The organism is Legionella hackeliae (genome assembly GCF_000953655.1).
Lineage (GTDB): Bacteria > Pseudomonadota > Gammaproteobacteria > Legionellales > Legionellaceae > Tatlockia > Tatlockia hackeliae.
Genome location: NZ_LN681225.1, coordinates 3,237,745 through 3,259,089 on the forward strand (window position 1 = coordinate 3,237,745; position 21,345 = coordinate 3,259,089).

The window sequence follows — 21,345 nt, forward strand, 5'->3', positions numbered from 1 at the left end:
CTTCACTATTTCCAATCAGACTTTAATTAGAATTACGGCTAGCGTAAATTATTGCTTTGAGTGCATACCCATTCGGGTTGAAGCAGTAGGATTAAATTTAGAGAAGAGCTGTAGGCAAAATAAGTCTTGATTGAGTAGGTCATAGGTCAATATGCTGTAAATACACTCACTAACAATATTTACCCAGCTCATACAATTAATCCTTTAACTATATGACCTACCTTTAAGCATAGACGACAGCCACCCATCCTGCAAAATTGAGCTTTTTTCCGATGCCGTTTGTCTTAGTATTATTCACATTCATTATTTTTTCTTGAAAGATTATCCTGCTTTATACCTAACTATCCGTGTTCTCCTTTGACAATGCAGGTTGATGTGGTAAGTTTAAAGTGAGCGCTTAATTTTTAAGCAATAAATTTAATTTATGGAAAGTTAATCATTTAAGGGAGAGAGCACGACTTTCCGATTATCATACTTAACCGTATCGCAGGATACTTGGAGTTAGATATGGAAGTCTCAAAAGAAACTGTACAAGCAAGTTTTGAACTAAGTCGAATCGCTGAGGAGTTAGTAGGAATTAAAAGTGCACTTTTACAATTAATAGGGATGCTCAATCAAAACATGAATATCAATAACCAGGAAATCCCGTTAGAAGAACCCCCGCTACCAGAACCGAATGAGCCGGTCCCTTCAATACTTCCCGAAACAGAACCTGTTGAACAACCTGAGACTGAACCAGAACCACTACCGGATGTTGAGCCTATAAAAAAACCAGAGCCTCTTCCCCGTGATTCCACATCACGTTCAGCATTTATCAGACCTATTTAACGTTCATAACCTCTGCTGCGAGACTCTCGCAGCAGATTGCATGTTTACCAGGTTGATACTGATGACTAAAAAACACTTGAAGGCTTAATCCATTTTGCAATTAAGCATGACCAAGGAAGGATAAAGCCAATAATTAACCATTCCATATAGGCAAAATAAAAAGGTAATGTGTGAACAGCAGGAATTTGGAACACACTGTAAGTGAGAATCATCAGGACAATAACCAACAAAGTAGCGATTAATTTCTGCTTTATAGAAAGCAGAATATGCCGCCCCTTTGAGAGGGTCTCCGCAATAATAAACCCGACTAACATAAAAAATGCAACCCAGGCATGATTTGGGATAGGTCGATAACGTAAATGAATATAAGCGATCAAATTAATCGCTGTAATTAATAAAATCCATGGCATCGCTGTTGGCCATTTTGAGTACAAAATTGGATAGAGTACAAGAATTAATAGCGCAAAAAATAGCGCTCCAATAATGTCGTAAACATTATGATAATTGAAATGAATTAAGCTTAGAGCAATGCCGATTAATAGGGTGATTAACACTCTTTTGATCCATTCAATCCCTATTTTGTAAGCTATCCATCCATATAAAACCGTAGTCATTTGCATATGCCCACTAGGAAATGCAAACCAATTTTTAGCAATAGACGCGGGCAAGGGAATTTGAAAACTAACTTTCAAGGCCACATTAATCAAACTACTTATTAAGATCAGACATATCGCATGATAAAAAAGACTTTTATCTAACCAGATAAAACCCAAAATTAGAAAGGGAATAATAACGACAGCATTGCTAAACAACAGAAAAAAAGCGGCCACAATATCTAGCATTGGGATTATCGATTAATTGACTGTTTAGAGATCATATAAGAATTTGCTACTCAAAGAAAATTGCCAGTATATGTGGCGGTCCATACTTTAGTCGCATCTATCAAACATGACTTTAAATTGGTTCAAAACAATACACCGGCTTAAGCCCTCGTTTTTTCAGGATTTCATCTTGAAATCCACAAGCTTATCCACAAAATCTGTGGATTATAACCCCAGATGCATTTTTAATATTATCTATTAATTTTCATTAAGTTACGCGATTTTATGTCTTCTTTATTAACAGATATAATTTTTAAGAACAAAGTTATCCACAGGTTTTATTCTTGACTTAAATAAGTACGGCGCTCATTCATTGTTTCAATACTGTTTATTACAGTTTGTTGACAGATTTCATGCATGATTGGAATATCTTTTAATGGAACACCAGAATTAATCGTGTAAGCAATGAATAAACTGTCCTGCCATATTTTTTCATTTTTACGAGCCTTGGACTTCACCCATAATGCCAACCACAAAAAATGAAATAACCATTTATCTCGGTGCGGTTCCAACTCTTTGGCAAATACAGCCTTAAGTGCGTCTTCCATTGTACAAACCTTTACACCCTCAATAATTGTACAACAGCGATTTACCAATTTATCAACGTTTGAATTTTCAATATACCAAGACTCCGTGAAACGTTTGCTTTTTGGCCACGATTTGGAGCGTTTCAGAGAGGACTCTATTGCCTCTGGAGTAAATGGCGTTATTTGTATGCTCAGTTGTTCAATTAGATAAGGCGTATCGATAGGACGAGGGAGAAAATGCAAACCAAGGAGCTCTTGTATTTCCAGCAGATGTAAATCGGGTATTTCTCCCCGTTGTACTGTAAACGCTAAAAAATGACCCGTCATCATTAATAAATAAGAAGAATCGACATCTCGCAGTGTGACACTGTCATCGAATGCTTCATCGTAATATTTAGGGACCTCGCTAGCTTGGATTGCTGGGGTAATCCAGGCATCCTTGATCCCAAAATCATGTTTAAATAGTAAGCCACATAAATAATTTTTACGTTGTTTTTTGACATGGATAAAGATGCCTTGAGCACCACTACCATCAACTTCGCTGGCTTTAATACGAATCACGGGTTTGGAAGAAGTATCCGAATGAAAAACAACACCTTTTCGACGTTGCATTTTAATCCAGTAATCAAATTGATCGTGATACGACTCAGGATACCAATGTTTAATTGCTTGTAATCGTGAAAGTGATATTGAACTGAGCGTTATCGTTTTCATTAATTGATCAAACGTTGCGATAACTATGTCGCGCACCTCTTTTTTAGGATGCAGTAGACTCAGTAAGGCAATATCATGGCCCTCTTCAATGCTGTATAAATCAAAAATTAGATCAACAAAAAAATCAGGGGGCATTGCATAACTTTGTGCGAAGAAATTCTCTGCAATATCAAATACTGAAAGATCTGATAATTCCTCTATCATTTCGCGAATTGCATTTAAATGATCAATTTCCTCTTCTGGCGTTAACTCACTCTCTTGACCCGCCAAATCGAGATAAGCCTGCTGTAATTCAGGACTCAAATCGACGTGTACTTCATAGAAAGCATTAAGAACGGGTAGCCAAAATCCTAAGGAGTGATGGCCTTTATTAATCACCTCAGCAAGGGTTAACATTAATTGATTTAATGTCTTTAAAGCAAGCTTGTTTCCACTATCCTGAGCCGTGTGTAATTGGGCTACACAAATATCCAAAGCAAAAACACAAGCTGAATAGTAAGCCTGTCCAGGTTCGCTTTCATTGTTTTCTAAACTATCAAGAAGATGAATAAGACGTAATGCTAAATCAGGCTCTTGGAGAAAAGGCGTGTAATGTTGCGGATCTGGCTCTGCATTTTGCTCTATAAGCACCGCCATATCCGCTATCCATTTTTTTAAATTTTCAAAATCAACCGTCATGCTTAGCCAGGCACCTTCCGTGGGTTTCCTTCTTCGTCAATAGCAACAAAAACAAATGTTCCTTCTGTTACTTTGTATCGACCGCCAGTGGTCGCCCGCTCCGCCCATACTTCAACAGCAATGGTCATGGAGGTAGTGCCACGTTTTGCTAACTCCACATGACAACTGACAATATCGCCAACATGTACGGGCTTCAAGAATGTCATACTATGAATTGCCACAGTTGCCACCCGACCATGCGCTATTTTTTTAGCTAGAACCCCTGCAGCCAAATCCATTTGCGACACCAGCCAACCACCAAAAATATCACCATTGGCATTGGTATCTGCTGGCATAGCTAAAGTCTGGATTGTGATTTCTCCACGAGGCGTCATAGTTTAAGAACCACGCTTTAATTTTGCCAAAGCATCTGCCATTGCAGTATTAAAAACAGTTTTCTTGGCGACCTCTTGCTGTTTCTTTTTAGCTTCAGGTTTTGCTATGCCTTGCTTTTTAGCCGGAGATTTTTTCGCAAAGGTTTGTGTTTTTTCTACTTTTTTCTGTATGACAGCTGCTTTTTCTTCATTCAACTTCATACTTAAACCAATGCGGCGACGCTCTTTATCCACTTCAACAACTTTTACAGTAACAATATCACCTGCTTTCACAATGGCATGTGGATCATTAATAAAACGGTTTGTCATAGCAGAAATATGTACTAGACCATCTTGATGAACACCGATATCAACGAATGCACCAAAATTAGTTACGTTGGAAACAACGCCTTCTAGAATCATTCCCTCTTCTAAATGGCTAATGTCTTCAACGCCCTCTTTAAAATTAGCAGTTTTAAATTCAGGACGTGGATCTCGACCTGGTTTCTCTAACTCACGTAACACATCACGAATAGTAGGCAAGCCATACACGTCATCAACATATCGTTCAGCATTCATGCTTTGCAATACATCACGATTGCCAATGGCTTTGCGGATATCAACACCCTGGTCGTTTAACATTTTCTCAACTAGAGGATAAGCTTCTGGATGCACGCAAGACGCATCTAAAGGATTATCTCCGTTCATGATGCGCAAAAATCCTGCGGCTTGTTGAAACGATTTTTCGCCCATTCTCGCAACATTTTTCAATTGTTCGCGATTTTGAAAGGCCCCATGCTCATCACGATACTGTACTAAATTTTTAGCCAGAGTTTCATTCAAGCCAGACACCCGAGTCAGTAATGCTACAGAGGCGGTATTAACATCAACCCCTACCGCGTTTACGCAATCTTCAACTACACCATCCAAAGAGCGCGCTAAACGTGTTTGATTAACATCATGCTGGTATTGGCCAACACCGATGGATTTCGGTTCGATTTTTACTAATTCAGCCAATGGATCTTGCAAGCGACGAGCAATAGAAACCGCACCACGTAAAGAAACATCCAAATCAGGGAATTCTTTCGAAGCCAACTCTGATGCTGAATAAACTGAAGCGCCAGCCTCATTCACCACAATTTTGGCCAATTTAAGATCTGGATACATCTTCATCATGTCAGAAACTAAACGTTCAGTTTCACGAGAGCCAGTTCCATTACCAATACTTATCAGATCAACATTGTGTTTAGCCGTTAACTTGGCGAGCTCTGCAATGGCTTGATGCCATTCATTTTGTGGTGAAAAGGGGAAAATCGTCGTGTAGTCCAGTAATTTTCCAGTGATATCGACCGCCACTACTTTAACACCAGTGCGAATACCAGGATCAAGACCAATTGTAACACGATGACCAGCCGGAGCTGCTAATAATAAATCCCGTAGATTTCTGGCGAATACATTAATTGCTTCTTCGTCAGCTATTTCTCTTAAGCGCGTAAATAATTCTAATTCAAGTTTGGTAAATAATTTTACTTTCCAAGTCATACGCACTGCATCAAGTAACCAGTTATCTGCCGCTCGCTGCTGATTGCTAATATTAAAATAGGAAGCTACGCGCGTTTCACCATATTGGGCATCAGGTACCACCAGACTTAGTTGCAGAATACTCTCTCGACGGCCACGAAACAGCGCTAATGCACGATGAGAGGGGATTTTTTTTATGGGCTCTTCGTATTCAAAATAATCGGCAAATTTGTTGCCTGCTGCTTTTTTATCACTGGAACCCGCAGATTTTAGTACAGCATGCTGCCATAAGTATTCACGTAATTCATTAATTAGCTCAGCATCTTCAGCAAATTTTTCTATGAGAATTTGACTAGCACCCTCAAGAGCTATTTTTGCATCCGTGACACCCGCTTCAGCATTAATAAATTGCTGCGCATGTGTTTCTGGCATCAAAGTAGGGTCTTCCCATAATGCCAGAGCCAAAGGTTCCAAGCCTGCTTCTTTAGCAAGTTGCGCTTTTGTGCGACGTTTTGGCCTATAGGGCAAGTATAAATCTTCAAGACGAGTTTTGGTGTCTGCAGCAAGAATGGCTTTCTCAAGCTCAGGTGTTAACTTTTCTTGCTCACGAATTGACTCCAGGACAACCATACGGCGTTCGTTCAATTCACGAATATAAAGCAATCGCTCAGCTAATTGCCGCAATTGCACATCATCTAGACCGCCAGTAGCTTCTTTACGGTAACGCGCGATAAATGGAACGGTTGCTCCATCATCCAGCAAACGAATGGCTGTCTCCACTTGAGAAACTTTTACTTTCAGTTCCTCTGCAATAATGGTCGCTGCCGCCAATATCTCTTGAGTCATTCACATCCCCGCAAAACATATAAAAAAAACGCAATCATTATATACTGATTGTTCTTCATTTTGCGACCTTTCAACAGCTTTAATTGCGTTATTTCTTACTGCCCTAAAATTGCTAAATTATTCGCTCACTCCTTTTAATTTATTGACCAGAAATTTAAAGTGGATAAGCTGTTGCTTATTAAAGGAAACAGTCAATACACTCATTTTAAACAATCTAGAGGGTTCTATGTCTAATCATAAACTTGTGCTTGGTTTTGCTCATTGGGGTGATAAAGAAGTCACTATCCAAGAAATGATAGAATTAGTTAAATTTGCGATTGAAAATGGTATTGAAGAAATTGACTGTGCACCGCATTATGGAGATGGAGCGCAAGAAAATGTTCTCGCAGCGGCATTATTGGCTTTACCTAAAGTACTACGAGATCGTGTGAAAATTTCTACAAAAGTGGGTCGCGTTATCGATCCTGATCAGAAATCTGAAAGTAGTAACGGCTTTACCAACAGCAGTGGTTTTTTGCAAAGTTTTAATTATAGCAAGGAAGGAATTGAAACATCCTTTAGACAAAGTCAATTAAGAATGTGTGTACCCACCGTTCATGCTTTGTATCTCCATGATATCGATGAGAATACTCATCGCGATAATCATAAAATGCATTACCAAACATTCCTTAAAGATGGCTATCTTGGGTTTGATAATCTAAAAGCAAAGAAAAAAATTGCCGTCACGGGTATAGGTTCAAATGATGCCAGGGTTTGCGTCGACCTAATCAAAGATGGGCGCTTTAACATTGACCGAATTATGTTGGCTGGCTGTTACAATTTACTTAATTTTACTTTACTTGATGAGCTTCTCCCTCTTTGTAAAAAAAGAAATATTGAACTTTACATCGCGGCACCTTATGGTGGTGGTCTATTGAGTGATCAACCAGGAAATAATTTTTTTCGCTACGAAAAAGCTAATGAGAACTTACTAAATAAAGTAGCAAAAATTAAAGAGATTTGTGCAGAATATAACGTAGGCCTTCCGCATGCTGCTATGCAATTTGTCCACATGAACCCAGATGTTAAAAGAGTTGTTGTTGGAGCTCGCACCAAAGAGGAACTTAGTACGTCCTTGAAATACGCAAACACACCAATAAACCCTAAATTTTGGGAAGAGCTAAAAGAGGCTAATTTAATTCCAAAAACTACTCTAATCCCTCCCTTGAAACAACAAATGATAATTCCCTCTATTTTTACTGAGAAAGGGGTCAAGCAGTCAGAAAAATTGGAAGCAGCTCAAGTAGAATTAAATTTTTGATTTAAAAACCTACTCTTTAATGATTGATTCTCATCTCAGTGGGAATCAATGTCTTAATATTGAATAATCCAAGTATAATCTATGAGCTCACGAACTCCCTGAGTGCTTAAGTGTTCGCTACTTACAAACTCACGTTTGTCACTCTTAATACAGTTCACGATTTGGCAGGTTTTATATAATTCATGAACCTCCTCATTTGTGACACTAAAAGGAGGACCCTCAATATCATTTTCCGTATAAGAAATTGTTTTTAAAAGAATCCTTCCATTTGGCTTTAACCATTGCAAGCATTGATCGACATAGGATTGCCGTAATGGCTTAGGAAGCGCAATCAAGGAAGCGCGATCATAAATAGCATCCACAGTGATAAGGTTCGAACCTAAATGAAAAATATCTACAACCCATATAGAAATGAAATCAGTTGAGTAATAAATACTGTCTTCTTTGATAGTTCTTGTCATGGACAAATTATTTTCTTGAGCAAACTGCGAAACGGCCACTTCACTTAATTCTATGCCCACCACGTGAAACCCCTTTTCTACTAACCAAAGCATATCTAAACTTTTTCCACATAAAGGAACAAGCACCGTGGTTTCGCGTGGCAAATTTAAAAGAGGCCAATAGTTTATTAAATCTGAATTCACTGCATTTTGATGGAAGGGAATTCTCCCTTCCTGCCAGGTATTCAACCAGAACTGCTTGGGGTGACTCACTCCACAGTTACCGATTTGGCTAAATTACGGGGTTGATCAACATCTGTTCCCTTAGCAACAGCAACATGATAAGCAAGTAGTTGTAAAGGTATAGTATATAAAATTGGGGCAACCCATTGCCCACAAGCAGGGACACGAATTAAACGAGCACCATCAGGTTCCCAAGCTTGAGAATCATCGACAAAAACAATTAATTGTCCACCACGAGCACTTACCTCATGTAAATTGGACTTCAATTTATCCAGCAATTCATCATTGGGAGCAACAGCTATCACTGGCATATCTTTATCAACCAATGCTAAAGGACCATGCTTCAACTCACCCGCAGGGTAGGCTTCCGCGTGAATATAAGAAATTTCCTTTAGTTTTAAGGCACCTTCCAAGGCGACAGGATATTGCACTCCTCGACCTAAAAACAGGGTGTGCGCCTTATTGACAAACAGCGAGGCTAATCCCTTAATTTCTCCATTCATTTTTAAAGCTCGTTCGCAACAGGCAGGCAATTCTTGCAGCTCAGCAAGAACGCGATTCGCTCTCTCATCTTTGCAAAGTGCGGCAGCAAGCATTAAAAACGCCGCTAATTGGGTGGTAAATGCCTTCGTGGAAGCAACCCCTATTTCAACTCCGGCTCGGGTTAAGAACACACAATCTGCTTCTCGAACCAAGGTGCTCGTAGCCACATTACAGATGGCTAAACTAGCCAGATAGTTCGTAGACTTGGCTTTATAGAGCGCAGCAAGGGTGTCTGCCGTCTCACCCGATTGGGATACCGTAATAAACAAAGTATTGTCACCGACCACAACATCGCGATAACGATACTCACTGGCAATTTCCACTTGAGTGGGTAAACCGGTTAATGACTCCAACCAATAACGAGCAATTAAACCAGCATGATAACTAGTTCCGCATGCCACAATGTGAATTTGCTTAACCTGCTGGAAAATAGAGCTCGCACGCTCACCAAAACTTGCTTTTAATACTTCTTGACTGCTAATGCGCCCTTCTAGGGTGTCGGCCAATACCTTGGTCTGCTCATAAATTTCTTTTAACATAAAATGACGATAAGGACCTTTACTAACTGCTTCGCTATCTCCATTGAGCACATGAGCTTGGCGTGTAATCGCTTCCCCCTTGGCATTAAACAAGGAAACTTTGTTTATTGTTAATAACGCACTGTCGCCTTCTTCAAGATAAATGACTGACTGAGCAAAGGAACGCAATGCCAATGCATCAGAGGCGATAAACTGTTCATCAATTCCCAATCCTATCACTAAGGGGCTACCCTTGCGGATGGCGACAAGTTCATGAGGACGCTGCTGATGAATCACTCCTAACGCAAAAGCACCATGCATTTCTTGAGCAGCTTCTCGAACTGCTCTTAATAAATCTTCATGCTGTTGATAATAAAAATGGATAAGATGTGCTGCTACTTCGGTATCTGTTTCAGAAGTAAATTCATAACCTTCTTCACGCAATTTTCCACGCAAAGCGTCATGATTTTCGATGATACCATTATGAACGATAGCAATTTCATCGTGAGACATGTGCGGATGAGCATTTTCCTCACAGGGTTTACCATGTGTGGCCCAACGTGTATGAGCGATGCCTGCAGTACCGCTAATCGCAGTTTCTTGCATTGCATCTGCCAAACTTTGTACTTTGCCCTGGATTCTTACCCGCTGTAAATGGCCAGTATTATTAATTAAAGCGATACCCGCTGAATCATAGCCGCGATATTCCAGGCGTCTTAGCCCCTCTAACAGTACTTTACTAATATCACGTTGTGATGTTGCACCCATGATCCCACACATAGAAACTCCTTAGATCATCGATATACCCATTTTCAAACTGTAGAACATAGGGTCATATCTTGCAAAATTGCCCAGTATGCCACATTTGGTACCAAAATCTAAATATTTGCCGGTGCTTTACATTCAGTTTGATAACCGTGCTCTTTCATTACTTCGCAAATTTCATAAGCTAGAAAATGATGAGCACGAGTTGTTGGATGAACTTCATCCCAGAATAAGTAACCCTCAGGCGCATCACAAATATGATAATTTTTCTCGTCAGGACCAAATTGCCTGTCGCGATATTGCAATACTTGTGCATATTGCAACACATAGTTTCTTGCAAAAGGTGAATTTGCAAACGCGCCAAACATCGGGAATTTTACATCAATACAGGCATCAGTAATGTTAGAAAACCCATATTTTTGGGGATCCACTAATGCTTTTTGCAAAAACTGTTGAATATCAACATATAAAAAATCAACTTCAGGATAGGCAGTATGCCATTCTTCAACCCGTTTTTGTAAACGTTCATTATGTTGTTGCATGGCCGCAGCAAGTACGGCTTTATCCGTCGTATTCACAAATTTAGGTGCGGAACCGATATCTGGCAATCCCATAATCACAACATGACGGGCCCCTGCCTTCACTAACTTTCGCACTCCAGCTCCTAAACCATCAATCACATTATCAATGTAGGCACTCATCACTGCCGGATTATAATTATCTTCAAAAAACAAAACATTCAAATAATCATTGGCACCAGTAAATACAAAATAAACTGCTTTCTCATCGAGTGAACTGTTCATTAGTAAATAAGCTTGAACAGTTAAACCTAAGCTAGGAGGAATTAACTTGCCAACAATTAAAGTTTTTAAGGTACCCAGTGGATGGCGAATTAAATTCCAGGTAGTCACTTGATAATCATAAGTCACAGCCCAGCTACCGCCAAAAGCCTGATTATCGTAATAATGTATATCTTCTCTATCCAAACCTAGCATTGAGGCTAAGTATTCATTCCAGACACGCCCATTAGAAAAATGATTTTGCCAATAGGGTTCACCAGGAAGAACGGGGACTTTACGAACTTTACCGACTAAATTCGCTAAAAAAGGGCCAAATTCAGTGTCAAAAAATTCAGTAACTATACTAACCCCAGTATCCAGAACCATTTGAGGGACGTAGTAGTCATACGCGAACTCTTCCATCTTATTAATAACAAAAATCTTCAAAGGTCTTACAAGATAAGCAGGACTCTCGTCTTGTCTTAAACTTTTTAAAAGATGCGTGGTATTGCCATTATCTGATAAGCTATCACCAAAGATAACCATCGATTTAACAGGAGTAGTTGCAAATACAACGGGGCAAAAAATCAGCACACATAACCAAGAGCACATCCTCGTGCAAAATGATGACATAAATCTCTCCTTAGATTCACAATAATTCCATTAGAACCTGCTTGCTTTTAATCCTATAAAGGGAAGGTTGTTTATGAATTTACCTACTAGATTAGATCCTGTATCAATTTTTTGTCAACCTTCTAAAAAAACTGAATTATTCCTGACCAGAATTACGACCACGAGCATTAAATTTGCACTAAATAGCCATGAGTCTAGGTAGATGATGTGTCAGATAATTTGCAGCACAGGAAAAAAACACGTCTTTATTACTGGAAAGACAGGCAGTTTTTATAAAAACTGCCTCTAAGTCACCCACAGGTTCTGAAAATACGGGCGTGCTTTCTTCGACATGACCTACCAGTTGCTCTTCTGTAAACGGAGAATCCATATCCAGATGTTTTACTAATTCTTGAACAACTTCCACTAGGACATCAACCCAAACAGGGGGCCATTTAGGATTAACAGCATACAGCAAGGTTTCTGATAAACGATTCATCATTGCTTGCTCTTCCGGTGTCGCTGAAATGCCTACAATAGGAGCTATAAATTTTTCTATTGCATTAAATTTGTCAAGTAAATAAGCACCAGGACGATTTTTGGCAAAGTATTCTTTCAGCAATGCCGTTATTAAAACGAGTGTTCTGATAAATTGCTCAGGAGATTCGTAATGTCTGATATCGGGAAATAATAAGCTAATCGCAGTATCTTTTGATTCGCAACTCCAAATGATTTGAAGGAGTTGGGTCAAGTCATAAGTAAATGGGTAGCAATCCAGAATATACTGTGCTAATGGTCTGCCTAAATTTCCCCACCGTAGCGCAGCCGTTAATATTGCTATCGCCCACGAATTATTTGGATAATCCTTTTCCCATATGCCAAACCCGCGACAAAACTCAATAATGAATAAAGCGCCTCGTAAAAAACCAGCTCGTCCATAAAAGGAAGCAAGCTTTAGAAAGTTGCCAGAACTCTTTTGATTAATGATGTAAAACAAAGCCATTAATGCATAGTGGCAATGCTTATCGGAGGTCAATGCCATTAGCTTTTGCCGCAAGGCTTCATCAATATTAAAAAATTTCTCTAATAATTGCTCTTGAGGTATCCATTTTAAAGGCACTGCTGGATCTTTTTCGGTAAATGCAAAACAATTGGTTTTAGCATTGTAGTAACACCCGTACTCGGTCATTGAGAGAAGCATTTCAAGTGCGGTAAAAACTTCTTCGTGCCTAAATTCTTTGGCTTGTGTGATTAATTTTCTAAAAACTGTTGAGAATACAAACCGATTCCAGGGAAGTGTCCATTTTGTGCTAAATGCCGTCACCCCCTCTTGGCCCAGCAAGCAAAACAGCATTAACTTGTAGTCATTTGCAGATAAATCAAACCGTAAACGCTGAAAGCGTTTATTAACTAGACCATCGGATGAAAAAAATGCAAAGGGGGCTTGCTTGTCATGCCGTACATAGTCCAGAATTTTTAACCAGATTTCATCAGGCAAGCAGTCAATATCTGCTGGCATTGAATTTAAGTTCCCATTGAGTCGACTCGTCTGAAACAACTGCTGTAAATTTTTTTTTTCAATGAGTTGATAGTGGGTGGGATTCTGAAGAGCCTTGGCAGACTCAACTTCAAGACAATATAATTCTCGGGAAGGAAGACTGGCTTTTTCTGTATCTTCAACGCGTTCTAAAATTTGCACGATTTGAACTAGACATTCATCCCTTGTAGGCAAGTTTTCATCAGCTCTCAAATCTTGCTTCATGGTCGTTTGAATTTGATAACCCATTTGAGTTAGAACAGAAACAACATTTTTATTTAGTAGTAGGAATTGATGCATTCAAAAACCAATTGACCTTTACCCATTGCCTAAGATTACAAAAAAAAAGCCATTCAGTAAATATTTTGTTCTTTATTAACAAAAATTTTCTATCATCCTGTACTCTATCTCTTAAGCATTCCTTGACTTTAAATTCCTGGGGAACTATGCCATCTTTAAATTGATGCTTTTTGATTATATGAGAAAATAAAATGTCATATCTAATTATTACTAGACGTCTTGGCTTACGTCCTATGACTAAAGAAGATATTGCTTATTTAGAAGAGCTGGATAAAGACCCAGAAGTAAAAAAATATTTCCCGGAGGGAACACTTAGTAATCGTGAAATTAGACAATACATGGAGGACTGTTTCGATAACTTTAAAAATAAAAATTTACCCTGCCTTGTCATTTTTAATCGCAAAACAGATAAGTTCATTGGTGAAGCCTATTTTGATGAAATTGAATCAGGTGAAATTAAAGTGGGCTATCTTTTTCATAAAAAAGATTGGAATAAAGGATATGCAACGGAAGTATTAAAAGGATTACTGGAATGGGCAAAAAATAATATCGATACCGATTACATTATTGCTTATGCCGACAAAGACAATACTGCTTCGTTTCGTGTGATGAAAAAATGCGGCATGGAATATTATAAAGACGCTATTTATCTCGACATGGAAGCACGATTTTATCGAATAAAAAATCGCTAACTGATTTAGCTCGCAATATCAAGACAAAATAAATTAACCACATTTTTTAACATATGCTCACAGATTTTCAGTTGATCAATACTGATAAATTCATTTGGTCGATGTGCTTGTTCGATATTTCCAGGACCGCAAATAATAGAAGGAATACCCGCATCTTGATAAGTCCTGGCCTCAGTTGAATAGGACACTTTGTATCGTTCTTTGACCCCCGTTATTGTTCTCACTAATCGTGTCAGCGGGGCATCTTCTGATGCTGCAAACCCTGAAGCTTCGGAAATTTGATCAAGGTAAATTGCTGCCTCCGGGTATATTTTTTTCATGTCGGGTAATAATTCTGTATTGATATAATTTTCGATTTGACTGCGAAAATTTTCGAGAGGGAATTGCGGTAAATAACGCACTTCAAATAGCAGCTCGCAATTACCAGGAATGACGTTGGTAGCAGTACCGCCACTGACTATATTCGTAGAAATGGTGGTAAAAGGTAAGTCGTAATCTTTATCGAAAGGGCCTTTCTCGCGAGTATAATCAGCCAATTTGTTGATATAACAAATTAAGCGACTAGCATACTCAATCGCATTGCACCCCCTATCAGCCCTGGAAGAATGGGCAGATAATCCTTGTATTTGGCAATGGAAAACCTGCCTTGATTTTTCACCAATAATAGGCCTCATACTCGTAGGTTCACCAACAATACACCCTTCAGGATTAATTCCTTTTTCTTGCAGATATTCAATTAAAAAATCAACGCCAATACACCCGACTTCCTCATCATAAGTAAACGCAAAATGAATGGGCTTATTCAATTCCAAGCGATTGAACTCAGGTACTAAAGCCAATAATACAGCGATAAATCCCTTCATATCACTTGTGCCTCGACCATAAATTTTGCCATCTATCTCTGTAGCGACGAAAGGATCCGTAGTCCATATCTGTCCTGCAACTGGCACTACATCCGTATGACCCGACAACACAATTCCACCTTGTGTCTGGCCAGTTTTAGTCGGTATGGTTGCTAACAAATTTCCTTTTGTTTTAGTAGCACCATGAATAATCTGAGTATCAAGATTATGTTCTTTAAACCACAAAGCAATGGCTTCAATTAATTCCATATTAGGATTGTTAGAGATGGTATTATAGCTAATAAGTTTGTTGAGCCATTGAAGAGTATCCATGTTTAATTTCCTGTCTAATTTCTGGCTTATTTAAATGCTTATTACTTAGCATAGATGAAAATTGCAGAGTCACAGTGAAGTCAATTTTAAATTATATCGCCCAAAATCCCTTGATTCTTTAATAAAATGGGTAATATTACCCATTTCTAGAGCAGGCATTTGGCGATAGAATTTCTCTTGAATAGTCAGTAAAATAGTAAGTGTCTTATCAATTAGTTAATAAGCAATTATTAGCTGGTTGATAAACACGAACTATCTATAAAGTTGTTCTCTTAACTGAAGCTTTTCGCTGTTAATTTGATTATTTACTCTCCGGCACTCTCTGATTTACACTCCATTCTTCAAACCTTAAGCGCCTTTGGATTTTAAATGAATCACACCATAGTGCTCAGCTCTACAGACCATGCAGAATGCTTATGTCGCCAAATTAGCACGGACTTACCGGAGTATTTTGGTCTTCCTGAATGCAATGAAGCCTATGCACTTGGCGTAAAATCCTGCACAAACTTAATTATTCAGGTCAATGGATTGGATGTGGGCCTTTTAAGCCTCTCTTTTCCCTATCCTGCCACTGCCAATATTTACTGGATGGGTATTCTCAAAGGCTATCAAAACCAGGGACTTGGTCGTTTATTGCTGCAAAAAGCATTTGCTTATGCAAAACAACACCATGCGAAAACGGTTACCGTAGAAACACTGGCGCCCACCGAAAACGATGAAAATTACCTAAAAACTTACTATTTTTACGAAAAAAACGGCTTTTATCCCCTTTTCACCTTAAAACCAGACACCTATACCTGGAATATGGTTTACATGGCCAAACATCTTCATGACCCATTGCATGATCTTATTGCTATAGAACAAGAGGCACGTCGATTTGGTTTTGATTGGCCAGATGAGGGAATGATCATCGATCAGGCGATTAGCGAGTGTGATGAAATTAAAGAAGCGATTGCTCAGGGCGAATCTAAGCAGCGCATTCAGGAAGAAATTGGCGATTTATTGCATACCGCACTTTCTCTTTGTCTTTTTGCAGGGTTTAATCCTGAAGAAACCCTCAATCATATCACTAATAAATTCACAACTCGCTTTAGAGCATTGAAAGAAATTGCTAAAAATCAAGGGATTATCACGCTTAAAGGACATTCTATTACGCGGATGATGGAACTATGGCAAGCCGCAAAAGAAAAGACGAAAGCACCTAAGTAATTTATTATCAGCAATAAAGCAATCGTTTGTACTGCCAGTCTTAAAAAGAAGATTTAGTCCCAAATGTTACACTTACTAATAGAGTGTTTAAAAATGGAGAAAAAAGGAGTACTACTATGGAAAGAAAATACAGCAAGGCAGCGCAGAAAGAAGTGGAAAAAGAATTGCATCGTTACAAAAAAGGAACAGCACGTAGCAGTTCGGGAGATAAAGTCCAAAGTCGCAAACAAGCCATTGCTATTGGTTTATCCAAAGCGCGTGAAAAAGGGATGAAGGCTCCCAAAAATCCTGACGATAAATAACTCGCTATATAAGGACGATTAACTATTTTTTTTTAGCAAGCGTGCGCGCTCACGAGTCCAGTCTCTGTCTTTAATGGTTTCTCGTTTATCGTGACTTTTTTTACCTTTAGCCAAAGCCAGCTTCATTTTGACACGATTGTGTTTCCAATATAAAGAAAGAGGGATGAGCGTATATCCCTGACGTTCCACGCTACCAATAAGTTGATTAAGTTCTTTACGATTCAATAATAATTTTCGCGTACGAGTTGGGTCTGGAAAAAGATGCGCTGAAGCAGTAGGTAGGGGCTGGATTTGAGCGCCCAATAAAAAAGCTTCGCCGTATTTAACAATGACGTGAGCATCTGACAAATTTATTTTGCCAGCACGCAAACTTTTTACTTCCCAACCTTCAAGCGCAAGACCAGCCTCGTATTCATTTTCAATGAAATACTCAAAATGAGCTTTTTTGTTCGTAACAATTGTAGCACTTGATTGTTTATGGCTACTCATAATACACCTGAATCAATTTAACAGTTTATAGACTAAAAGCACAATTATACACTTAACACGGCACTTGGCGAAATTCTCTCTTTGAATTAGTCTATCTTTTTTAACGAGGAGGTACTATGAATATTAATGACAAGGTTGCTAATTTTAAATTTACAGCGACGAATGGCTTAAGCGGTCAATTGAATGACTTCCAAGGGAAATGGCTAATTCTTTATTTTTATCCTAAAGACTCCACGCCCGGATGTACTACAGAAGGTCAAGATTTTCGTGACGCATATACCCAACTGAAAAAATTAAATGCTGAAGTTCTCGGTATCTCACGCGACAGCCTAAAGTCCCATGAAAATTTTAAATGTAAACAAGAATTTCCTTTCGAATTAATCAGCGATACGGAAGAGGCTTTATGCCAACAATTTGATGTTATTAAAATGAAGTCCATGTATGGCAAACAAGTTCGTGGAATTGAGCGCAGTACATTTCTTATCGATCCTAAAGGGATACTACGTCGTGAATGGCGCAAAGTCAGCGTCAAAGGTCATGTTGCCGAGGTGATGAATACTTTACAACAATTACAAAAATGATGCCGATGCATGCAGTCAAGGTTAACGTAAGCTAACTAATTGATAGTTCATAAAGATAATACTTGACTGCGTTAATCACCCTCAGCACAATGAATACATTTAGCAGGTGGGTGAAATCATGGATAAAGAAAATAAAGACACTAAACTATTCGTACTTGATACGAATATCATGATGCATGATCCTACGGCTATCTATCGCTTTGAAGAACATGATATTTACCTTCCAATGGTAGTTTTGGAGGAGTTAGATAGCCATAAAACTGGTCTTTCTGAAGTTGCTCGCAACGTTCGTCAAACGAACCGAATGCTCGTGGAATTAATGAGCAATGCAAGTCATCAAGAGATAGTAGCAGGCATTCCGATTGCCCATTTTCTAAGCGCTGAAAAAATAAAAAGTAGCGGCCGTTTGTTTTTCCAAACAGATGAATTCGAGCAGCTTCGTCCCACATCTTTACCAGGGCATAAAGCTGACAATACGCTCCTTGCCACAGCGCTTGGTTTGCAGAAAAAATATCCCGGTCGTCAAGTTGTTATTATTTCAAAAGACATTAACTTACGTATCAAAGCGGGTATCCTTGGTATTCCTGCTGAAGACTATTACAACGATAAAGTTTTAGACGATGTTAATCTTTTGCATAGCGGTCTACATATACTTGAAAATGATTTTTGGGATACGCATGCAAAAAATATGGAAGCCTGGCAAGACAATGGTAAAACTTTTTATCGTATTAGTGGACCTTTAACGACTCAATGGAATTTTAATGATTGTATTAGCACCCAAGATAATCAGTTTCAGGCTATTGTCAAAGAAATTTCTGAAGGCGGAACAGTAGTCCAGTTGGCACGTGATTATACCCAATCCAAACATGCCATTTGGGGAATCACAGCACGCAACCGTGAGCAAAATTTTGCCCTTAATTTATTATTAGACCCAGAGATTGATTTTGTAACTTTACAAGGCTCTGCGGGTACAGGTAAAACGCTCTTAACCATTGCTGCAGGTTTGACCCAAGTGTTAGACCAAAGTCGTTATAATGAAATTTTGATGACAAGAGTCACTATCCCTGTCGGTGAGGATATCGGCTTTCTACCCGGCACAGAAGAAGAAAAAATGACTCCATGGATGGGAGCACTCATGGATAACCTTGAAGTGCTCCATAGTTCACAAGAAGGCGGAAGTTTTGGTCGTAGCGCTACCCAGGATTTATTGCAAAACAAGATTAAAATTCGCTCTCTTAACTTTATGCGAGGTCGTACTTTCTTAAATCGCTTTATTATTATTGATGAAGCACAAAATTTAACGTCAAAGCAAATCAAAACCCTGGTCACACGAGCAGGTCCTGGAAGCAAAATTGTATGCCTTGGAGACATCAAGCAAATTGATACGCCTTACTTGACAGAAACCACCTCTGGATTGACCTTTGCAGTGGATCGTTTCAAGCATTGGCAGCACAGTGCGCATATGACTTTAACACGTGGGGAGCGTTCAAGACTTGCTTATTATGCTGCTGAGCATTTATAGTACACACTTTTGCTTAAGCCATATAAGGACCAAGAATGAATCACCAAGCCATCACTTTCGATGATGTACTGCTAATTCCTGCCTACAATCATCACGAATCAAGGCGAGTAGTTAATATCAGCATGACTGATAGATTAGCTAAACTCAGTCTGGAATTGCCTGTTATCAGTTCAAATATGGACACTATCACTGAAAGCAAGATGGCTAATTTCATGCATAGTAAGGGCGGTATAGGTGCTTTACATCGTTTCTTAAGTATCGAAGAGAATATTAAAGAATTTAAAAACTGCAAAGGTTCTGTGTTTGTTTCTGTAGGCTGTACTGATGCCGAATTACAACGTGCAGAAGCCTTGCGTGATGCAGGTGCGGATTATTTTTGTGTTGATGTTGCTCATGCCCATGCTAAATATGTCGGAAAAACATTAAAAAATTTAAGGCAACTATTAGGCAGTCGTTGCATTATGGCAGGAAACGTGGCTACCTACGCGGGTGCCGATTATCTTGCCTCTTGTGGTGCTGATATCATTAAAGCTGGAATTGGCGGTGGATCGGTATGCAGTACACGTATTAAAACAGGTTTTGGTATCCCCATGCTGACTTGTATTCAAGATTGCGCCCGCACTGATCGTTCAATCGTAGCCGATGGCGGAATTCGTACCTCCGGTGATATCGTTAAAGCGTTGGCATTTGGGGCGGATTTCGTCATGATAGGCGGAATGTTAGCAGGAACAGAACCAACGCCTGGTGAAATCATCACTAAAGAAGATGGCAAACAAGTAAAACGCTATCGTGGAATGGCATCAAGAGAAGCTCAAGAAGATTTCTTGGGGCAAATGCATGAATGGAAAACCGCAGAGGGTGTTGCCACTGAAGTTCCTTATCGGAATAACCATGAGAATATCATCGCCGATATCATTGGTGGTTTGCGCTCTGGCTTGACCTATGCTGGTGCAGATACCATTAGCGAACTACAACGCAAACTCGATTATGTGCTCGTTACACAAGCCGGTCGTCTTGAGAGTTTGCCACACAAGTTATTAGAAAATTAGGCCTTAAGTTTAGGCAATAAAAAAAGGAGAGCTATGCTCTCCTTTTTGCTTATGACTCTTTTATAAAGCCGCCAAAATTTCGGGATTGTCAGCCACAACTTCAGTGACCTGGGAAACCCCTTCACCGCCACCGCCGGATAATCCGTCCATAGACTGTAAGCCATCGCTGGAACCACCCGGGCTGCTGACTGAATCCATTGACATGCTTTCCATGGGCGAATCATCAAAAACACTTTCAATATCATCGCCAAACTCCATGTCTTCAACGTCATCATGGGTATTGTCACCACTTGAACCGCCACCAGGACCTGAACCACCATCAAAGCTGGTGTCTAAATCATCATCGTCGTCATAGAGGGATTCAATGTCATCACCGAACTCCATGTCTTCGATATCATCTTTATCTTGAGCTTCGTCAGGACCATCGTCACTGGTACTTTTACCTTTACCTTGTTTCTTAAGACCAAAACCACTTTGAAAGCCTTCTTTCAATGATTTTTCTAACTCATCATAAAATTTGCCGTAGAGCATATTATTCGTGGAGCTAACCAAGTCTTTAAGCTGCTCTACCATCTTCATTTGCAAATCGTTAGTAGTCTCTTCCTTTTTCCCATCACTAGTGGGTTTGGGCTTAGGTTTGGGAGCTTCTTGTTTGGCTTGTGGTTTCTTATCGTCATCCTGATTACTTTGATAAGATGAGCCGGAGCTTTCTGTATTCATAAGGTCAGGAGCATCTTCTAATCCAGGCATTGTAATCCCCTAAAAATCTGTAGCATATTAACTAAAAGATAGCACAATTCATGTAAGACTTAGTAATAATCACTCTTTTCCATTTACTGATCTCTTAAGCTCACGTATTCTACATGAGTAATTAATTAAGTCTAAGAGACGTACAAACTATCTTTTCTTGGTTATAACTGTATTCTGATAATACCAAATTA

The 21,345-nt window shown here is 39.2% G+C and carries 19 protein-coding genes; 8 read left to right on the forward strand and 11 right to left on the reverse strand.

Annotation, left to right across the window (positions count from 1 at the left end; translation table 11 throughout):
- Positions 1-507: 507 nt before the first annotated feature.
- The gene (locus tag LHA_RS17015) at positions 508-828 is read left to right on the forward strand and encodes a hypothetical protein (RefSeq protein ID WP_045107145.1); all 321 of its coding nucleotides are present in this window, start codon (positions 508-510) and stop codon (positions 826-828) included.
- A 65-nt stretch (positions 829-893) separates the two neighbouring features.
- On the opposite strand, the gene LHA_RS14320 is transcribed toward LHA_RS17015, so the two are convergent.
- From LHA_RS14320 to LHA_RS14335, 4 genes are all read right to left on the reverse strand, one after another.
- Positions 894-1,670 carry a phosphatase PAP2 family protein gene (locus LHA_RS14320; protein WP_045107146.1) on the reverse strand — a complete coding sequence of 259 codons (777 nt, stop codon included), beginning with the start codon at positions 1,668-1,670 and terminating at the stop codon, positions 894-896.
- Between the two features lie 317 nt (positions 1,671-1,987).
- Positions 1,988-3,628: a hypothetical protein gene (locus tag LHA_RS14325; protein WP_045107147.1), complete on the reverse strand. Its 1,641-nt coding sequence runs from the start codon at positions 3,626-3,628 to the stop codon at positions 1,988-1,990.
- A gap of 2 nt (positions 3,629-3,630) precedes the next feature.
- A complete protein-coding gene (gene yciA, locus LHA_RS14330; RefSeq protein WP_045107148.1) occupies positions 3,631-4,002 on the reverse strand; it encodes an acyl-CoA thioester hydrolase YciA in 372 nt (123 codons plus the stop codon).
- A 3-nt stretch (positions 4,003-4,005) separates the two neighbouring features.
- Complete coding sequence (locus LHA_RS14335) at positions 4,006-6,348, reverse strand: Tex family protein (RefSeq protein ID WP_045107149.1); 2,343 nt, start codon at positions 6,346-6,348, stop codon at positions 4,006-4,008.
- 226 nt (positions 6,349-6,574) lie between these two features.
- Here LHA_RS14335 and LHA_RS14340 point away from each other — a divergent pair, with 226 nt between their 5' ends.
- Positions 6,575-7,648 carry an aldo/keto reductase gene (locus tag LHA_RS14340; RefSeq protein WP_045107150.1) on the forward strand — a complete coding sequence of 358 codons (1,074 nt, stop codon included), beginning with the start codon at positions 6,575-6,577 and terminating at the stop codon, positions 7,646-7,648.
- Between the two features lie 53 nt (positions 7,649-7,701).
- Here the strand turns inward: LHA_RS14340 and LHA_RS14345 are convergent, their stop codons facing one another.
- The 4 genes from LHA_RS14345 to LHA_RS14360 all read right to left on the reverse strand — a co-directional run bounded on the left by LHA_RS14345 (position 7,702) and on the right by LHA_RS14360 (position 13,385).
- The gene (locus tag LHA_RS14345; protein ID WP_231861938.1) at positions 7,702-8,337 is read right to left on the reverse strand and encodes a thiopurine S-methyltransferase; all 636 of its coding nucleotides are present in this window, start codon (positions 8,335-8,337) and stop codon (positions 7,702-7,704) included.
- A 20-nt stretch (positions 8,338-8,357) separates the two neighbouring features.
- On the reverse strand, positions 8,358-10,172 hold the full coding sequence (gene glmS / locus LHA_RS14350) for a glutamine--fructose-6-phosphate transaminase (isomerizing) (protein WP_045107152.1): 1,815 nt from the start codon (positions 10,170-10,172) through the stop codon (positions 8,358-8,360).
- Between the two features lie 98 nt (positions 10,173-10,270).
- Positions 10,271-11,569: a lysophospholipase/glycerophospholipid:cholesterol acyltransferase PlaC gene (plaC, locus tag LHA_RS14355; RefSeq protein WP_045107153.1), complete on the reverse strand. Its 1,299-nt coding sequence runs from the start codon at positions 11,567-11,569 to the stop codon at positions 10,271-10,273.
- A gap of 178 nt (positions 11,570-11,747) precedes the next feature.
- Complete coding sequence (locus tag LHA_RS14360; RefSeq protein WP_045107154.1) at positions 11,748-13,385, reverse strand: hypothetical protein; 1,638 nt, start codon at positions 13,383-13,385, stop codon at positions 11,748-11,750.
- Positions 13,386-13,576: 191 nt separating this feature from the next.
- Between LHA_RS14360 and LHA_RS14365 the strand changes: the two genes are divergently transcribed.
- Positions 13,577-14,077, forward strand: a complete 501-nt coding sequence (locus LHA_RS14365; RefSeq protein WP_045107155.1) for a GNAT family N-acetyltransferase — start codon at positions 13,577-13,579, stop codon at positions 14,075-14,077.
- 5 nt (positions 14,078-14,082) lie between these two features.
- Here LHA_RS14365 and argE read toward each other — a convergent pair whose 3' ends face one another.
- Entirely contained in the window at positions 14,083-15,252 is a 1,170-nt protein-coding gene (gene argE, locus LHA_RS14370; protein ID WP_045107156.1) for an acetylornithine deacetylase, read from the reverse strand.
- A 369-nt stretch (positions 15,253-15,621) separates the two neighbouring features.
- Here argE and LHA_RS16695 point away from each other — a divergent pair, with 369 nt between their 5' ends.
- Together LHA_RS16695 and LHA_RS14385 are read left to right on the forward strand one after the other, a co-directional pair.
- On the forward strand, positions 15,622-16,461 hold the full coding sequence (locus LHA_RS16695) for a GNAT family N-acetyltransferase (protein ID WP_082060371.1): 840 nt from the start codon (positions 15,622-15,624) through the stop codon (positions 16,459-16,461).
- Between the two features lie 116 nt (positions 16,462-16,577).
- Entirely contained in the window at positions 16,578-16,763 is a 186-nt protein-coding gene (locus tag LHA_RS14385; protein ID WP_045107157.1) for a DUF6496 domain-containing protein, read from the forward strand.
- A gap of 18 nt (positions 16,764-16,781) precedes the next feature.
- Here LHA_RS14385 and smpB read toward each other — a convergent pair whose 3' ends face one another.
- The gene (smpB, locus tag LHA_RS14390) at positions 16,782-17,252 is read right to left on the reverse strand and encodes an SsrA-binding protein SmpB (protein WP_045107158.1); all 471 of its coding nucleotides are present in this window, start codon (positions 17,250-17,252) and stop codon (positions 16,782-16,784) included.
- A gap of 116 nt (positions 17,253-17,368) precedes the next feature.
- Between smpB and LHA_RS14395 the strand changes: the two genes are divergently transcribed.
- The 3 genes from LHA_RS14395 to LHA_RS14405 all read left to right on the forward strand — a co-directional run bounded on the left by LHA_RS14395 (position 17,369) and on the right by LHA_RS14405 (position 20,404).
- The gene (locus LHA_RS14395) at positions 17,369-17,833 is read left to right on the forward strand and encodes a peroxiredoxin (protein WP_045107159.1); all 465 of its coding nucleotides are present in this window, start codon (positions 17,369-17,371) and stop codon (positions 17,831-17,833) included.
- 118 nt (positions 17,834-17,951) lie between these two features.
- Positions 17,952-19,355, forward strand: coding sequence for a PhoH family protein (locus LHA_RS14400; RefSeq protein WP_045107160.1), 1,404 nt, complete (start codon positions 17,952-17,954; stop codon positions 19,353-19,355).
- A gap of 35 nt (positions 19,356-19,390) precedes the next feature.
- Positions 19,391-20,404, forward strand: coding sequence for a guanosine monophosphate reductase (locus LHA_RS14405; protein ID WP_045107161.1), 1,014 nt, complete (start codon positions 19,391-19,393; stop codon positions 20,402-20,404).
- 60 nt (positions 20,405-20,464) lie between these two features.
- Here LHA_RS14405 and LHA_RS14410 read toward each other — a convergent pair whose 3' ends face one another.
- Positions 20,465-21,154 carry a hypothetical protein gene (locus LHA_RS14410; RefSeq protein ID WP_045107162.1) on the reverse strand — a complete coding sequence of 230 codons (690 nt, stop codon included), beginning with the start codon at positions 21,152-21,154 and terminating at the stop codon, positions 20,465-20,467.
- Between the last annotated feature and the right edge of the window lie 191 nt (positions 21,155-21,345).

Bases quoted from the DNA above. Each gene is read 5' to 3' on its own strand.
- LHA_RS17015 (WP_045107145.1), top strand. From the start codon at position 508: ATGGAAGTCTCAAAAGAAACTGTACAAGCAAGTTTTGAACTAAGTCGA.
- LHA_RS14320 (WP_045107146.1), bottom strand. From the start codon at position 1,670: ATGCTAGATATTGTGGCCGCTTTTTTTCTGTTGTTTAGCAATGCTGTC.
- LHA_RS14325 (WP_045107147.1), bottom strand. From the start codon at position 3,628: ATGACGGTTGATTTTGAAAATTTAAAAAAATGGATAGCGGATATGGCG.
- yciA (WP_045107148.1), bottom strand. From the start codon at position 4,002: ATGACGCCTCGTGGAGAAATCACAATCCAGACTTTAGCTATGCCAGCA.
- LHA_RS14335 (WP_045107149.1), bottom strand. From the start codon at position 6,348: ATGACTCAAGAGATATTGGCGGCAGCGACCATTATTGCAGAGGAACTG.
- LHA_RS14340 (WP_045107150.1), top strand. From the start codon at position 6,575: ATGTCTAATCATAAACTTGTGCTTGGTTTTGCTCATTGGGGTGATAAA.
- glmS (WP_045107152.1), bottom strand. From the start codon at position 10,172: ATGTGTGGGATCATGGGTGCAACATCACAACGTGATATTAGTAAAGTA.
- plaC (WP_045107153.1), bottom strand. From the start codon at position 11,569: ATGTCATCATTTTGCACGAGGATGTGCTCTTGGTTATGTGTGCTGATT.
- LHA_RS14360 (WP_045107154.1), bottom strand. From the start codon at position 13,385: ATGCATCAATTCCTACTACTAAATAAAAATGTTGTTTCTGTTCTAACT.
- LHA_RS14365 (WP_045107155.1), top strand. From the start codon at position 13,577: ATGTCATATCTAATTATTACTAGACGTCTTGGCTTACGTCCTATGACT.
- argE (WP_045107156.1), bottom strand. From the start codon at position 15,252: ATGGATACTCTTCAATGGCTCAACAAACTTATTAGCTATAATACCATC.
- LHA_RS16695 (WP_082060371.1), top strand. From the start codon at position 15,622: ATGAATCACACCATAGTGCTCAGCTCTACAGACCATGCAGAATGCTTA.
- LHA_RS14385 (WP_045107157.1), top strand. From the start codon at position 16,578: ATGGAAAGAAAATACAGCAAGGCAGCGCAGAAAGAAGTGGAAAAAGAA.
- smpB (WP_045107158.1), bottom strand. From the start codon at position 17,252: ATGAGTAGCCATAAACAATCAAGTGCTACAATTGTTACGAACAAAAAA.
- LHA_RS14395 (WP_045107159.1), top strand. From the start codon at position 17,369: ATGAATATTAATGACAAGGTTGCTAATTTTAAATTTACAGCGACGAAT.
- LHA_RS14400 (WP_045107160.1), top strand. From the start codon at position 17,952: ATGGATAAAGAAAATAAAGACACTAAACTATTCGTACTTGATACGAAT.
- LHA_RS14405 (WP_045107161.1), top strand. From the start codon at position 19,391: ATGAATCACCAAGCCATCACTTTCGATGATGTACTGCTAATTCCTGCC.
- LHA_RS14410 (WP_045107162.1), bottom strand. From the start codon at position 21,154: ATGCCTGGATTAGAAGATGCTCCTGACCTTATGAATACAGAAAGCTCC.